The sequence below is a fragment of the Ureibacillus suwonensis genome, from assembly GCF_042655065.1.
GTDB lineage: Bacteria > Bacillota > Bacilli > Bacillales_A > Planococcaceae > Ureibacillus > Ureibacillus suwonensis.
Window position 1 is genome coordinate 1 of record NZ_JBHSNQ010000166.1, and the last position, 14,551, is coordinate 14,551.

Consider the following 14,551-nt stretch of genomic DNA (forward strand, 5'->3'; position numbering starts at 1 on the left):
TATTTTTGTGAATGTTAAATTAAAGATTAATTTTCAAATAAACTTCCATTAAATGTAATCTTAAGTTGATGACATTGGGCTCGAGCCTCCTCGGAGCTCAATCCTTCGCTCCTGCGGGGTCTCGAGACTCGGGCTGTTCCCGCAGGAGTCGCCCCGTCACTCCAATCAATTTTTTACAAAAATTCTTTTTGCAGCTCGTTCACTTTATTAGTTATGTCCCAGCCTCTTTAAGAACATTATTTATTGTTATTGATGAACTCAACCAAAGCTTCTTTTGGCTGGAATCCAACTGTTTTAGCAACCAATTGGCCATCTTTGAATAATAATAATGATGGAATGGACATGATTTGGTATTCTGCAGCTGTTGCCGGATTATTGTCCACATCGACTTTTACGATTTTCACTTCAGAGCCCATTTCAGCATCAAGTTCTTCCAAAACTGGAGCAATCATTTTGCAAGGTCCGCACCAAGTTGCCCAGAAATCCACCAATACCAAGCCGGAAGAAATTTCTTGTGCGAAGTTTTGATCAGTAGCATGTACAATTGCCATTTAAAATGCCTCCTTAATGTAACATCTTTATGTAGTATAGCATGTCAAAAATTCAAAGTGTAGTAAAGAGTTTCAAGAACTTGAAACTCTTAGTTGCAAATGCAAATTTTCTTAATTTCATAACAAAGTTGTCCATTGATGATTTTTATCATACAACAAAAAACAACCACATCTCAAACAATTGAGATGTGGCGATACAGGAACTTACCGTTTCCCGGGATTATGAATTCACTTTCAATGCTTTCACTTCTTCAATTAATAAAGGAACCACTTCAAACAAGTCTCCGACAATTCCGTAATCTGCCACTTTGAAGATATTAGCTTCCGGATCTTTGTTGATGGCAACAATGACTTTGGAGTTGGACATACCAGCCAAGTGCTGGATTGCGCCGGAAATACCGCAAGCAATATATAAATCCGGTGTCACCACTTTACCTGTTTGTCCAATTTGCATCGCGTAATCGCAATATCCTGCGTCACAAGCACCGCGGGAAGCTCCGACAGCACCGCCCAACAAGTCCGCAAGTTCTTTCAATGGTTTGAATCCTTCCGCAGATTTTACACCGCGGCCGCCTGAAACGATGACTTTCGCCTCAGTCAAATCCACTCCTGTTGTTGCATTGCGGACAACTTCTTTTACGATTGTGCGCAAGTTTTTGATATCAACAGAAAGGGACTCAACATTTCCTGTGCGGCCCGCATCTTTTTCGAGTGGCGCGATATTGTTAGGACGAACTGTGACGAATACAAGTCCTTCTTTGATTTTTACTTTTTCAAAGGCTTTTCCGGAGTAAATCGGACGGACGAACAACGCATCATCGCCGGCCCCTTCAATTACAGTCACATCGGAAATTAATGCTGATTGAAGGCGGGAAGCCACTTTTGGCGCCAAGTCTTTTCCTAAAGCCGTGTGTCCGATGACGATTCCTTCCGGTTTTTCTTGTTCAATAATGGCAAGCAATCCTTGGCTGAAACCGTCTGAAGTGTATGTTTTCAAATGAGGATGCTCTACAACGATTACCCGGTCAGCACCGTATGCGATCAATTCATTTGCAAGATCTGTCACCTGGTGGCCTAATAGGGCGCCAACCACTTCGCCGCCATCCGCAATTTGTTTCGCTGCTGCGATTGCTTCAAAAGAAACGTTGCGCAGTGCCCCGTCACGAACTTCACCTAATACTAATATTTTCTTTGACATTGTACTCCCTCCATTACTGTACGAATCGATTTATTCTATGACGCTTCATTTCTTCGGATCATTTAATAGTTGTTAAATCACTTTTGCTTCTGAATGAAGTAAGTTTACTAATTCTTTCACTTGGTCTTTTAGTTCGCCCTGCAAAATGCGGCCGGCGGATTTTTGCGGAGGCAAGAATACTTCCACTGTCTCGATTTTTGTTTCCACATCATCTTCATCAATGTCCAAATCGTCCAATTCCAACTCTTCAAGCGGTTTTTTCTTCGCTTTCATGATACCAGGCAAAGAAGGATATCTTGGTTCATTCAACCCTTGTTGTGCCGTCACTAATAGAGGAAGGCTCGTTTCAATGATTTCGGAATCCCCTTCAACGTCACGGACGATTTTCACGTTTTCTCCGTCAATTTCCAATTTTGTAATCGTTGTCACGTAATTGATGCCAAGCAAATCCGCAACTCTCGGACCTGTTTGACCGGAACCGCCATCAATTGCCACATTTCCGGCCAAAATCAAGTCAGGCTCTTTATCTTTTAAATATTCTGCGAGAATATAAGCCGCACCGCTATGGTCCAGCTCTTCCACATCATCCTCCGTGTTGATTAAAACCGCTTCATCCGCTCCCATCGCAAGGGCTGTACGCAGTTGTTTTTCCGCTTCCTCATTGCCGATGGAAATCACAGTCACTTTTCCGCCGTGCTGATCTCTCACTTGAATCGCTTCTTCAATGGCATATTCATCATATGGGTTGATAATGAATTCAGCACCATCTTCCTGGATTTTTCCATCCTGAATTACGATTTTTTCTTCTGTATCGAAAGTGCGTTTCATTAATACGAAAATATTCATGTATAAAACCTCCTAATAAGTCGATTATTTTCCACTGAATGTTGGTTGGCGTTTTTCAATGAATGCTTGAATGCCTTCTTTTGCGTCTTCTGATTGGAAGACAACCCCGAATTGTTCCGCCTCCGCTTTGAGGCCGTCATCAAAAGAGGCTCTATTGAACTGCAATGCATGAATGGCGGATTTCAATGATACCGGGCTCTTTTTGGCAATCTTTTTCGCCAATTCCAAAGCTTTCGGCAACAGCTCTTCCTGCGGTACCGCTTTGTTGGCAAGTCCCCATTGTACAGCTTCCACTCCTGAAATCGGCTCTCCGGTAAAAATCATTTCCGCCGCTTTTGCAGCTCCAACATAACGCGGCAGTCTTTGAGTTCCGCCAAATCCAGGAATAATGCCAAGGTTCAGTTCAGGAAGACCCAACTTCGCATCTTCGGCAACATAGCGGATATGGCAGCTCATCGCAAGTTCCAGTCCGCCGCCTAAAGCAGCCCCATGAATTGCCGCAATCACCGGTTTCGGGAAAGATTCTAGGCGATTGAACACCCCTTGTCCATTTTCGGCAAGTTTTACTGCCTGGTCAGGGGAAGATAACTCTGTAAATTCTTTAATATCAGCTCCCGCCGAGAAGAAACGCCCTTCGCCATGAAGCAAAACGGCGCGTACATCGTCATTTTGCTCAATTTCATTCAACAATTCGTCCAATTCACGAATCAATTGTTGTGCAAGCGCATTTGCGGGTGGGCGATTAATCGTTACAATCGCTACTCCGTCTTCTGCTTTCCAGCTTAGAAATTCCATGGTGACACTCCTTTATTTATTTTTTATTCCATTCAACAACAAATGCTTAACTTTTGATGCATTATCCAAGAGGTTGTATCTAAATTCATTCATCACCCAGGATGTGATGGTTTCATCAATGGTACCGAATACCATTTGCCTTGCCACTCTCACATCCATCGCCGGATTGAACTCGCCATTCATCATGCCTTCTATCAATATATTATCGAGAAGGTTCAAATATTCTTTTAAAATGGCATTAATTTTTAATCTTAGTTCCTTATTCGACTGGCGCAATTCCAATTGGGTGACTGTGGCAAGATGATGATCATTGGCAAGGACGTTGAAATGGTTATCTATCATTTTTGACAGTTTTTCAGTAGCGCTGGATTCCGTTTTTATGATGTCTTTCAAATTATCAATAAAAACGCTCATTTTCTCTTTAAACAGAGAAATCAAAATATCCTCTTTATTTTTGAAATACAGGTAAATAGTCCCGTCTGCGACACCTGCTTGTTTCGCAATTTTCGAAATTTGCGTTTGATGGTAACCATTTTCGGCAATTGCAATAACCGCAGCATCAATGATTTGCATATATTTCGGTTTATCTCGGTTCATGAAGTTCACCACCAAAAAAATATGAAAATATGAATGATTATTCATTCATATTTTCATATTATAATTTCATGAACTTTCTGTCAATAAAAATTAATTTGCCTGAAGCTCTTTTGCCTGTTGTTTTTTCTTCTCCTCTTCAACCAATGTCCGTCTTAAAATCTTGCCCACCGCAGTTTTCGGCAGGGAATCCCTGAATTCATAAATGCGCGGCACTTTATAGGCGGCTAAGTTTTGACGGCAATGTTTATTTAATTCATCTTTCGACACCGTTTTTCCTTCTTTTAATACAATATATGCTTTCACCGTTTCTCCCCTGTACGGATCCGGCACCCCTACAACAACACATTCCTGAACAGCTTCATGTTCATATAATACTTCTTCCACTTCCCGTGGATAAATGTTATATCCGCCCGCAATAATGATGTCTTTTTTGCGGTCCACTACATAGAAGAAACCTTCTTCATCCATATAGCCCAAATCCCCCGTCAAGAACCAACCGTCTGCGAAAGACTTTGCGGTTTCTTCCGGACGTTTCCAATAGCCTTTCATGACTTGCGGACCCCGAATTGCGATTTCCCCTATTTCCCCCGGCGGCAAAATTTTGTTTTCTTCCGGGTTCATGATCACCGCATCCGTGTCCGGCCAAGGTACGCCGATGGATCCAACCACCCGTTTATCCCAAATAAAGTTTGCATGGGTCACCGGTGATGTTTCTGTCAAACCGTATCCTTCGACAAGTTTTCCGCCCGTCACTTCTTCAAACTTTTCCTGCACTTCCACAGGTAGAGGAGCAGAACCGCTGATACATGCGTTAATGGAAGATAAGTCGTATTTTTTCAGATCCGGATGGTTTAACAGCCCGATATACATCGTCGGAGCTCCCGGGAATAGGGTAGGTTTTTGCTTATCAATGGTTTTTAATACTTGCTCGACATCAAATTTCGGAAGCAGGACCATCTTGTTTCCTTTCATGATGGTCAAAATCAGCACCGTCGTCATACCATAAACATGGAAAAACGGAAGCAATCCCAGTACCGTTTCTTTCCCTTCTTCACATTTGTATAGCCATGCGTCACACATCATTGCATTGGCAATCAAGTTTTTATGGGTCAACATAACCCCTTTTGGCACGCCGGTCGTTCCACCGGTATATTGAAGAAGCGCCAAATCCTCCTCAAAATCGAAAGGCACATCGATTGGAGCCGGTTCTTCAATTCGCATGATTTCAGTAAATAAGTGCGTATGTCCTTGATGCTCCACTTTGACGCTGAACCCATATTGTTTCTTTTGAATGAACGGATAGACAAGATTTTTCGGAAAAGGTAGGTAATCCTTGATACCGGTAATGATAACGTTTTCAATTTTGGTCTGATTTTTCACTTTCATGATTCTCGGATATAAAATATCCAATGCCAAAATCACTTTCGCTTCCGAATCCTGCATCTGATATTCCAATTCCCTTTCCGTATAAAGCGGATTCGTTTGAACAACAATTCCCCCTGCATATAAGACGCCATAATAGCCAATCACCGCTTGCGGACAGTTCGGCAACATAATTGCCACCCGGTCTCCCTTTTCAACCCCTATCGAACGCAGGTAGTTGGCGAATTTTAGTGCCGATTCATACAGTTCCTGATAATCCAATTCCCTTCCCATAAAATGGATTGCAACTTTTTTTGGATTTTTTTCGTAGGCCCGCGTCAGAAATGTTTGAACGGGAATTTCTTCATACTCCAATGTATGTGGTATATCAGCAGGATAATGTTTAAGCCACACTTTGTCAGACATCGACACATCCCCCTTCATGGAAAAGTGAAAATTTTCTTACAATTGTTATACTTATTATAATGGAAAAAGATTCTTCTTTCAAACTATTTTTTTGAAATTATAAACTTTTTCTCATTTATTCTACTATTTTCTTTTTCATTCAATAATTTTAATAACATTTTCTATGTTGGATATTGTCGAAAAATAAACCGTTTTATTATTCTTATATAATAAATACATGCATAAAAACAGCAAAAAAATAGTAGAAACGCAGAACAGCGTTTCTACCAGAATTAGAAATTTAATAACAATCATTATAAAGAAATTAAATAATAAATTCCTATGATGACAAAAATGACGGCTACGGCAATGAGTATTTTTGCTAGTTTTTCCATTGGAACCTCCCTAAATGATGCTGGCGCCGATGACAAAGGAAAGACCAAGCGAAATGGTGAACGAAATCAATCCGACAGACCGGTTATCTTCTTCAATTTCCTTGTCCACATTGAATTGGGGGGTCAAAAATTCAAATAGAAAATAGGCGATGATCAACAGAACAAACCCATATAACCCCCAACCGATCATTTCAAAAAATGTGTTATGTCTCTCAATCGAATATCGGAAAATATTGCATACCCCCAGAATTTTTCCTCCGGTTGCAAGGGCGACTGCAATATTTCCCTTCTTGATTTCTTCCCAGTTTTTATATTTCGTCACTACTTCAAACAACACCATAGCGACCACCAAACATAATACGACAACACTGAAATAACCGGCCGTTTCAATTAAAGGATGCCGCCAAAAATTTGAACCCACATTCACCATCCCCCTTATTTTAATTCAACGATTGTGACTCCCAAGCCACCTTCGCCAGCTTCTCCATATCGGAATGAACGCACCCGTTTATGTTTTTTCAAATATTCGTGTATCCCTTGGCGCAGAGCCCCTGTCCCTTTTCCATGAATGATTGTGACACGGCTGTAGTTGGAGAGAAGGGCATCATCGAGATATTTTTCCGTTTTCAAGATGGCATCTTCCAACCGCTCTCCGCGCAAGTCCAATTCCAATTTAACATGATTGCTCCGATTTTTCACTGTCGTCAGCGTCACCATTTGTTTTTCTTTCTCCGGCTTCACATATTCCAAATCCGATTCGTCGATTTTCATTTTTAACATGCCGATCTGCACCACCCACTCATGATCGGATGCCTTTTCGAGCAGCGTCCCTTTTTGGCCGAAACTCAACACTTTCACTTCATCGCCGGGCTGCAAGTTCTGAGCCCGTTCACGGATTCTTGCCTGTTTTTTCAATATTGGATTCTCTTCCGGCAGAGCCTCTTCCAACCGTTTTTTCGCTTCGATGAGCTCATGCTCTTTGATGGCATGGCTCGCATTTTGCTGCATTTCCCGCAATTCTTTGATGACTTTCTCCGCTTCTTTTTTGGCATCCTCTATGATTTTCCGCGCTTCCGCTTTCGCTTTTTCTTCCAGGCTTTCTTTCTTTTCATTCCATTCATTCAGCTTTTCTTCCAACTCTTTATGCAATACTTCCGCTTCTTCCAATATTTCATGCGCTTCCTCTGCTTCCTGTTCCGCGCGACGTCTGCTTTCTTCCAATGAAGCGATCATCGACTCCACTTCGCGGCGGTCGGTGCCTGTAAAAGACTTGGCCTGATTAATGATGGAATCCTTTAAGCCGAGCCGTTTCGAAATTTCAAAAGCGTTGGAACGTCCAGGGACGCCAATCAATAACCGATACGTAGGGCTGAGCGTCTCTACATCAAATTCGACACTTGCATTCATAACTCCTTTTCGGTTGTAGGCATAAGCTTTCAATTCCGGATAGTGGGTTGTTGCCATGACACGGGCGCCACGCCCCACCACTTCATCCAGGATGGAGATGGCAAGGGCTGCCCCTTCTTGCGGATCGGTTCCTGCACCCAATTCATCAAATAAGATTAACGAATGTTCATCAAAGTGATTTAAAATTTCCACAATGTTCACCATATGGGATGAAAACGTGGAAAGGGATTGTTCAATGGATTGTTCATCCCCAATATCCGCAAACACTTGACGGAATACGGAAAGTTCAGAACCATCGACGGCCGGTATCGGTAATCCCGCCTGCGCCATCAGCGTGCACAGTCCAACCGTTTTCAGAGTGACAGTTTTCCCGCCGGTGTTTGGTCCGGTAATCACAATGGCCGTGACATCCCGTCCAAATTCAATTGTATTTGGCACTGCCTTTTCAATCGGGATCAAAGGATGTCTCGCTTGTATCAAACGTATATATCCTTCATTATTCACAACCGGTTTCGCGCATTTGTTTTTTGTGCCGTATTTTGCCTTTGCCAAAATGGCATCGATGTCCCCCAATATTTTGACAAGTTCAAACAGTTCATTCACCACTTCTTGGACTTTTGCCGTGAGCGCGAGCAGGATTTTTTCGATTTCCGCTTTTTCCCGAACCTTTAATCGCTGTATTTCATTATTGATTTGCACGACGGATTCCGGCTCGATAAACAATGTCTGGCCGGAAGAAGACTGATCATGGACAATGCCGCCATAGTGGCTTCGATATTCCTGTTTCACCGGGATGACATAACGGTCATTTCGGATCGTTACAATGGTATCGGAAAGCATTTTCGCGGCACCCGGTCCCCTCACCAGGCTATCCAGTTTTTGGCGCACTTTGGCTTCTTCGGAGCGCAGTTGCTGGCGGATGGATCTCAACTCCGCGCTGGCAGAATCCAGCACCGCCCCGTTTTCATCGATGCAATCGTCAATTTCATGCTGCAATGCGGTCAAAACCGGCATTTGATTTTTCCGTTCGATGAAATGGGGGATCTGGATATCCCCATCATTTTCGATATCTTCAATAAAATTCCTCAAAATGCGGCTTGCCCGTATGGTGCTTGAGATTTCCATCAATTCCATCGCGCTGAGCATTGCGCCGATTTGAGCGCGTTTTAAATGGGGACGGATATCAAAAATGCCCCCCATCGGCACATGCCCTTTCACCCGCAAAACAGCAAGCCCTTCATCCATTTCTTCCAAAAGCTCCGCCACTTTTTCATAGTCCGTTTGCGGCACCAATTGCTCAATTTGCCTTCTGCCAAGGGAAGAGGTGCAAAATTCAGCCACTTGGGCACGCACTTTATCAAATTCAAGGGTTTTTAATGCTCGTTCAGCAATCATTCTGAACACTCCTGTCTGTCAACATACTGATTACTTATTTCTCCGAATAAACGCTTTAAACTCCTGGATGCTCCATGTATTGACAACAAGCTCTTTTTTCAACCAGGCCTTTTGGGCATATTTCGTGCCGATCTCCATATACTCCAATTGCTCAATGGCATGGGCATCGGTATTGATCGCAATCGGCACTCCAAGTTCCATTGCGAGTTTCAAATGCTCCACGCAAAGATCGAGACGGTACGGGCTGGCATTCAATTCCAGGATTTTCCCGTATTCCTTCGCCCAATAAATCAATTGTTGCACATCGGGACGATAACCTTCCCGCTCGCCAATGATTCTTCCCGTTGGATGCGCAATCATGTGGACATATGGATGTTTTATGGCATTGAATAAACGTTCCATAATTTTTTCTTGCGGCTGGGAAAAACTTGTATGGATGGAGGCGATGACAAAATCCAATTCTTTTAATACATCGTCATCATAATCCAGGGTGCCATCCGGCAAAATATCCATTTCTGTACCGGCAAACAATGTAAACCCCGGATGCGCTTCATTAAACGCATCAATTTCAGCCCGCTGTTTCTTCAGTCTTTCCGGCGTGAGCCCGTTTGCCACTTTCAAATATTGGGAATGGTCAGTAATGACGCCAAACTGATACCCTTTTTGGATCAGCGCCTCACCCATTTCAAAAACGGAATTGGCTCCATCGGAGAAAGTGGTATGCATGTGCAAATCCCCTTTAATATCTTCTATTGTCACCAATTCCTCCAGTTCCTTTAACCGATCCAATTCATGTCCTGTTTCGCGGACAGTTGGCGGTATATAAGGAAGACCAAAATGGGCAAAAAATTCTTCTTCCGACCGGAAAGTGACCACTTGTCCATCGGGCTGTTCCACTCCATATTCGCTGATTTTCTTTCCCTGTTCTTTTGCAAGTTGCCGCATGCGTACATTATGATCTTTCGAACCGGTAAAATGATGAAGGGTCGTTATATATTCATCCTTTGCCACTAAACGGAAATCTACACTCACAAGCTCGTCCAAATCAATCACGACGGATACTTTTGTATCCCCGCTGCCAACGATTTCTTTGACGGCCAATCGGTTTAACAGCTGTTCCCTCACCTTTTCCGGTTGTTCCGTCGCAATGACAAAGTCCAAATCTTTGCTCGTTTCATTTACACGACGGAAACTTCCCGCAACAGAGAACCGTTCAACTTCTTCGATTGCGGAAAGAAGCTGTTCGATTTCTTTCACGACGGTTTCAAGATACCAAATCGGAAGCCTTTCTTTCCTTTCCCCGAATTGTTCAAGCTCTTTCAGGATTTTCTCTTCCGTTTTCGGGCCAAACCCCGGCAAATTGCGCACTTTATTTAATTCACACGCTTCTTTTAATGATTCCGCGCTATCCACGCCAAGTTCCTGGTACAATTTGGCCAGTTTCTTTCCGCCAAGTCCAGGAATCTTCAAAAGCGGGATCAACCCTTTTGGCACTTGTTGTTCCAGCTCTTTTAATGTTTGGGATTCCCCCGTTTGGATCAGTTCATCGATGACTGTCCCCGTGCCTTTTCCAATCCCTTTGATTTTTGTAAAGTCGTCAATTTCATCGAGGCTTCTTTCATCCAGTTCCAAAGCATTCGCCGCTTTGCGGAAAGCGGAAACTTTAAAAGGGTTTTCCCCTTGCAATTCAAGATACAATGCGATTTTTTCCAACGTTCGGATAATCGTTTTTTTATTCAACGGTGTCCCACCTTTTTCTTTAGTAAACCGCAAAAAAGTATCTCCATTGTGGAAGATGGAAGATACTTTTGACAATCATATGGATGATTATTGATTTTCTAAATAACTATACCATAGTTTCTGGAACAATTGGGTGACGATTGGTGTATGCTCGAGCATGATATTGGCGATGATGGAGCTCCCCATGTATTTTTGTACTGAATCAATCGGCAATAAAGCAAATACATACAATAAAATGAACAGAATGAAATAAAACTCCACAAAGCAAAGCAACGCGCCCAGGATCCGGTTAAACGACTTTAATACCGGCAAAAAGGCCAAAAAATCAAATATTGAAGCGACAATTTGCATGGCAAGTCTTACAACAAAGAAAATCACGGCAAAAGCGATAATGCGATAAAAGGTTTTATCCACATCCAATGCATCGAGCACCAATGTCAAGGATGAACCGGGTTCGATTCCCGGATATGGAATCCATAATACAAATTTTTCCGCCAGCGGTTTATAGTAAATATAAGCGACAATTAAAGCGACAAAAAAGCCGACCAGGTTAATGGCTTGCATGATAAAACCGCGCTTTATTCCGATCAACAAACTAATCGCAAAAATAATGAGCAATATGATGTCCAACATGCAGTTCAACCCTTCAATTTTTTCAATTCTTCTTCTAATCTTTCAACTTCTTCTTTTAACTTTAATAATTCATGAACCGTATTGACAGCGGTTAATACGGCCAATTGAGTCGTATTCAGGGATGGATTATGTAATTTTATTTCTTGCATTTTATCGTCCACAATGGAAGCGACCAACCGCAGATGACCGATTGATTCAGGGCCAACCAATTTATATGTAGAGCCATAGATTTTGACTTCAATTTTATTTTTTTCCGGTATATTTTTTTCTTGCTCAGCCAATTCGACACCCCCAGATTTGCATTTCGATGAATCATTCTTTGCATTGGAGCACTTTTATATATAAATATAAATTTTTTCGGAATCAATAAATAAATCATAACATCTTTATTCCGTCACATACAACATGGAGTTGTAAGGGTTTATCAGATTGAAGAAATTTTGATAAAATCTATATAAATTTTTCCAGAGAAAGGATACTTTTATGGCCAATATCGTTTTGCAATTGACAACGGAACAATGTAAAGAAGTAAAAGCTTATTATCTCAAATACCAAATTGAGCGGAATGCCCCCGGTGTTGCCTTTGCCGCAAAACTTCCCGATGCGGCGATCACTGTTTACAACTCCGGAAAAGTGATGTTTCAAGGGGCCGGTGCAGAACGGGAAGCAAGCCGGTTTGGGGACATGACGGAAAGCAATGGTGTCCAAGATTCAAACCGCATCAAAGGCGATCAGCTCCCGGAAAACTTTTCCCGGATGTCTGTGATCGGTTCCGATGAAACCGGAACGGGCGATTATTTCGGCCCGATGACAGTTGCCAGCGTCTATGTGCCCAAAGAAAAAATTGAACTGGTGAAAGAATTGGGCGTCAAAGATTCAAAACAACTCAATGATGATAAAATACGGGAAATTGCACCGGACCTTATCGAAAGCTGTGTCCATAGCCTGTTGATTTTGCGCAACGACAAGTATAACGAGCTGCAAAGCCGCGGGTTCAGCCAGGGAAAAATGAAAGCCCTGTTGCACAATCAAGCAATCAAGCATGTGCTTCAAAAAATTTCCCCGGAAAAGCCCGAATATATCTTAATCGATCAATTTGCGGAACGGGAAACATATTACGGCTATATCCAAAACGAAAAAGAAATTGTCCGGGATAATGTCCTTTTTTCAACCAAAGCGGAACAGCTTCATGTAGCGGTGGCCGCCGCTTCCATCATCGCAAGATACGGATTTTTGCTGGAAATGGATCGGTTGTCTTCCATGGTGGGACTACCCCTTCAAAAAGGAGCCGGCCACCTGGTGGACGAAATGGCCGCAAAAATTTTGTTGGAGCATGGTGAAAACACCCTCCGTTCCATCGCAAAATGGCATTTTTCCAATACCGAAAAGGCGAAAAGGATTTATGAAAAGATGCGCAAAGGATAATCGCATCAAATGAGAAAATGGCCGAGCCAAGAGGCGGCCATTTTCTTTGTCTTCTATGTATATGCCAAATCGGATGGTATATTTAATGCTTCAAGATTTTTAATATGTGATCCATCACAACCAGGTTATTGACAACGACCACCTGCAATTTCTTTCTTGTTCTGCTGATGTTTTGGTAAAGCATTTTCGCCGGATGATAATACGGTTTCCTGCACTCCACTTTCGCCGCCAGTCTGTTATTCGGCTTATAGTAAAAAGTTTCATCAATCACTGCCGCGACTTGATCGAACTCTTGCCCAATCACATCCGCGGTGGTCACCGCCATTGGATGGTTTCTGGATGGATCTATGTATCTGGAAGGAGTGAAATCGATCACTTTCCATCCGGCTTCCTGCAAAAAATTCAAGTAGCTTTTCGTAGCCTGGACGGAGGAAAAATATTGGATGCTCACATTGGAATATTGCTGCATCGGCACCTGTGATGACAAATCAAACAATTTTTTGATGAATGAATGGATTTCTTTATTGTATCGGACCACTTCCGTCAATTCGTATTTCACCGGTTTCAATGTCGTTTCAATGAGTTTCGGTATTTTATTTTTCATTTCAAAAGCCGTCAACACTTGGCTCGGATCATAAGAAAAAATGCATTTTGTTTTCGACTTTTCAAGGAGTCGGATAAATTCCTGCAACTTCTTAAGATACAGCCGCTGTGCCTCATCAAAAATGATCAAGTCATATTTGGATAAATTGCTTTCATCATGGATGACATCATGGAACTTGCTGATGGGGACGATCGGCCACCGATATTCATGGATCAACTTGATATGCCCGCCATTCAATCGGCCGCAGTTGAAAATAATGACATTTTTTGATTGTCTTATATACTCTTTCGCAATGTCATAGGTGAGCAATGATTTTCCGGTTCCGGGACCACCTTGGAGGGCAAAGACTTTGGATTGATCGACCAGCTTCGATGTTATGATTTCCCTTTTATATGTACTTTGCTGGGCACTTAAAAAATATTTATCTTCCATAAATGCTTCCGTTGCATTAAAGGGGGATACCAAGTAATTCGATGGATCAAACAAATCATCCAAATTTTCGATGACGCGAAGCTGTTGCCGTTGCAATTTTTCAATTAAAGTATGTATTTCGATTTCATCCACCTGATTATGTTCATTCAACTGATATAATCGGTTTGTCGAAGAAATGTAGGTAAAATTGTAAACGTCCACATCCAAAAAATTTAAATAATGCCGGTTTTGAACCAGCTGCTTCGTAACTTTCCCGATATCCCCCTCCCGTTTCAACTCGATATTGATGACGCAATCTTTCCCGATTCTTAATAAATCAAATTCTTTCCCGATTTGCTTAATCATATAGCCGACATAATAACCATTGTAAATTTCAACCGTTTCGTGCCCTTTTCTTAATGATTCCACAAACGCATGCAAATCAAGAAATTCGCTCGTCCTTAATCTTGGGTTGATGCCAAACTGTTCCAAATACTGGATAAAGTTTGTTTCATCCAAATCCTCTTTCGCATTCAGCAGCGAAAATAAAATGATCGGCTTCACTTAAAATATCTCCTTTGAACTAGAATAACCTTTATATGCAAACCACTTTAAACTGAATTATAGTCAATTCCCATTTATTAAGCAAAGCGTGTTGCAGAATCGAGTAGGAGGGAGCGATTAACTCCCGTCCTCTCACACCACCGTACGTACGGTTCCGTATACGGCGGTTCAATTAAGATAATTGACGCAAGTTTTCATAACGAGCTTCAAGACTTTCCAACCC

General features: G+C 42.1%; 13 protein-coding genes. 1 reads left to right on the plus strand and 12 read right to left on the minus strand.

What is annotated here, in order from left to right; translation table 11 throughout:
* Positions 1-236: 236 nt before the first annotated feature.
* The 11 genes from trxA to zapA all read right to left on the minus strand — a co-directional run bounded on the left by trxA (position 237) and on the right by zapA (position 11,605).
* Positions 237-551: a thioredoxin gene (trxA, locus tag ACFPOH_RS12495; protein ID WP_342469001.1), complete on the minus strand. Its 315-nt coding sequence runs from the start codon at positions 549-551 to the stop codon at positions 237-239.
* Positions 552-771: 220 nt separating this feature from the next.
* The gene (locus ACFPOH_RS12500) at positions 772-1,749 is read right to left on the minus strand and encodes an electron transfer flavoprotein subunit alpha/FixB family protein (protein ID WP_342469000.1); all 978 of its coding nucleotides are present in this window, start codon (positions 1,747-1,749) and stop codon (positions 772-774) included.
* A 72-nt stretch (positions 1,750-1,821) separates the two neighbouring features.
* A complete protein-coding gene (locus ACFPOH_RS12505) occupies positions 1,822-2,595 on the minus strand; it encodes an electron transfer flavoprotein subunit beta/FixA family protein (protein WP_342468999.1) in 774 nt (257 codons plus the stop codon).
* 24 nt (positions 2,596-2,619) lie between these two features.
* Entirely contained in the window at positions 2,620-3,390 is a 771-nt protein-coding gene (locus ACFPOH_RS12510; protein ID WP_342468998.1) for an enoyl-CoA hydratase, read from the minus strand.
* Between the two features lie 12 nt (positions 3,391-3,402).
* The gene (locus ACFPOH_RS12515; RefSeq protein WP_342468997.1) at positions 3,403-3,987 is read right to left on the minus strand and encodes a TetR/AcrR family transcriptional regulator; all 585 of its coding nucleotides are present in this window, start codon (positions 3,985-3,987) and stop codon (positions 3,403-3,405) included.
* A 90-nt stretch (positions 3,988-4,077) separates the two neighbouring features.
* Positions 4,078-5,775, minus strand: coding sequence for a long-chain-fatty-acid--CoA ligase (locus ACFPOH_RS12520; protein WP_342468996.1), 1,698 nt, complete (start codon positions 5,773-5,775; stop codon positions 4,078-4,080).
* A gap of 384 nt (positions 5,776-6,159) precedes the next feature.
* Positions 6,160-6,570 (minus strand): DUF350 domain-containing protein, encoded by a 411-nt coding sequence (locus tag ACFPOH_RS12525; RefSeq protein WP_390309932.1) that lies wholly within the window; start codon positions 6,568-6,570, stop codon positions 6,160-6,162.
* Positions 6,571-6,584: 14 nt separating this feature from the next.
* Entirely contained in the window at positions 6,585-8,951 is a 2,367-nt protein-coding gene (locus tag ACFPOH_RS12530; RefSeq protein ID WP_390309934.1) for an endonuclease MutS2, read from the minus strand.
* A 30-nt stretch (positions 8,952-8,981) separates the two neighbouring features.
* Positions 8,982-10,691: a DNA polymerase/3'-5' exonuclease PolX gene (gene polX / locus ACFPOH_RS12535; RefSeq protein ID WP_342468993.1), complete on the minus strand. Its 1,710-nt coding sequence runs from the start codon at positions 10,689-10,691 to the stop codon at positions 8,982-8,984.
* Positions 10,692-10,778: 87 nt separating this feature from the next.
* Positions 10,779-11,324, minus strand: coding sequence for a CvpA family protein (locus ACFPOH_RS12540; protein ID WP_342468992.1), 546 nt, complete (start codon positions 11,322-11,324; stop codon positions 10,779-10,781).
* Between the two features lie 5 nt (positions 11,325-11,329).
* Positions 11,330-11,605: a cell division protein ZapA gene (gene zapA, locus ACFPOH_RS12545; protein ID WP_342468991.1), complete on the minus strand. Its 276-nt coding sequence runs from the start codon at positions 11,603-11,605 to the stop codon at positions 11,330-11,332.
* Positions 11,606-11,807: 202 nt separating this feature from the next.
* Between zapA and rnhC the strand changes: the two genes are divergently transcribed.
* Positions 11,808-12,749, plus strand: a complete 942-nt coding sequence (gene rnhC / locus ACFPOH_RS12550) for a ribonuclease HIII (RefSeq protein WP_390309937.1) — start codon at positions 11,808-11,810, stop codon at positions 12,747-12,749.
* A gap of 82 nt (positions 12,750-12,831) precedes the next feature.
* On the opposite strand, the gene ACFPOH_RS12555 is transcribed toward rnhC, so the two are convergent.
* Positions 12,832-14,328 carry a DNA/RNA helicase domain-containing protein gene (locus ACFPOH_RS12555; protein WP_390309939.1) on the minus strand — a complete coding sequence of 499 codons (1,497 nt, stop codon included), beginning with the start codon at positions 14,326-14,328 and terminating at the stop codon, positions 12,832-12,834.
* Positions 14,329-14,551 lie beyond the last annotated feature (223 nt).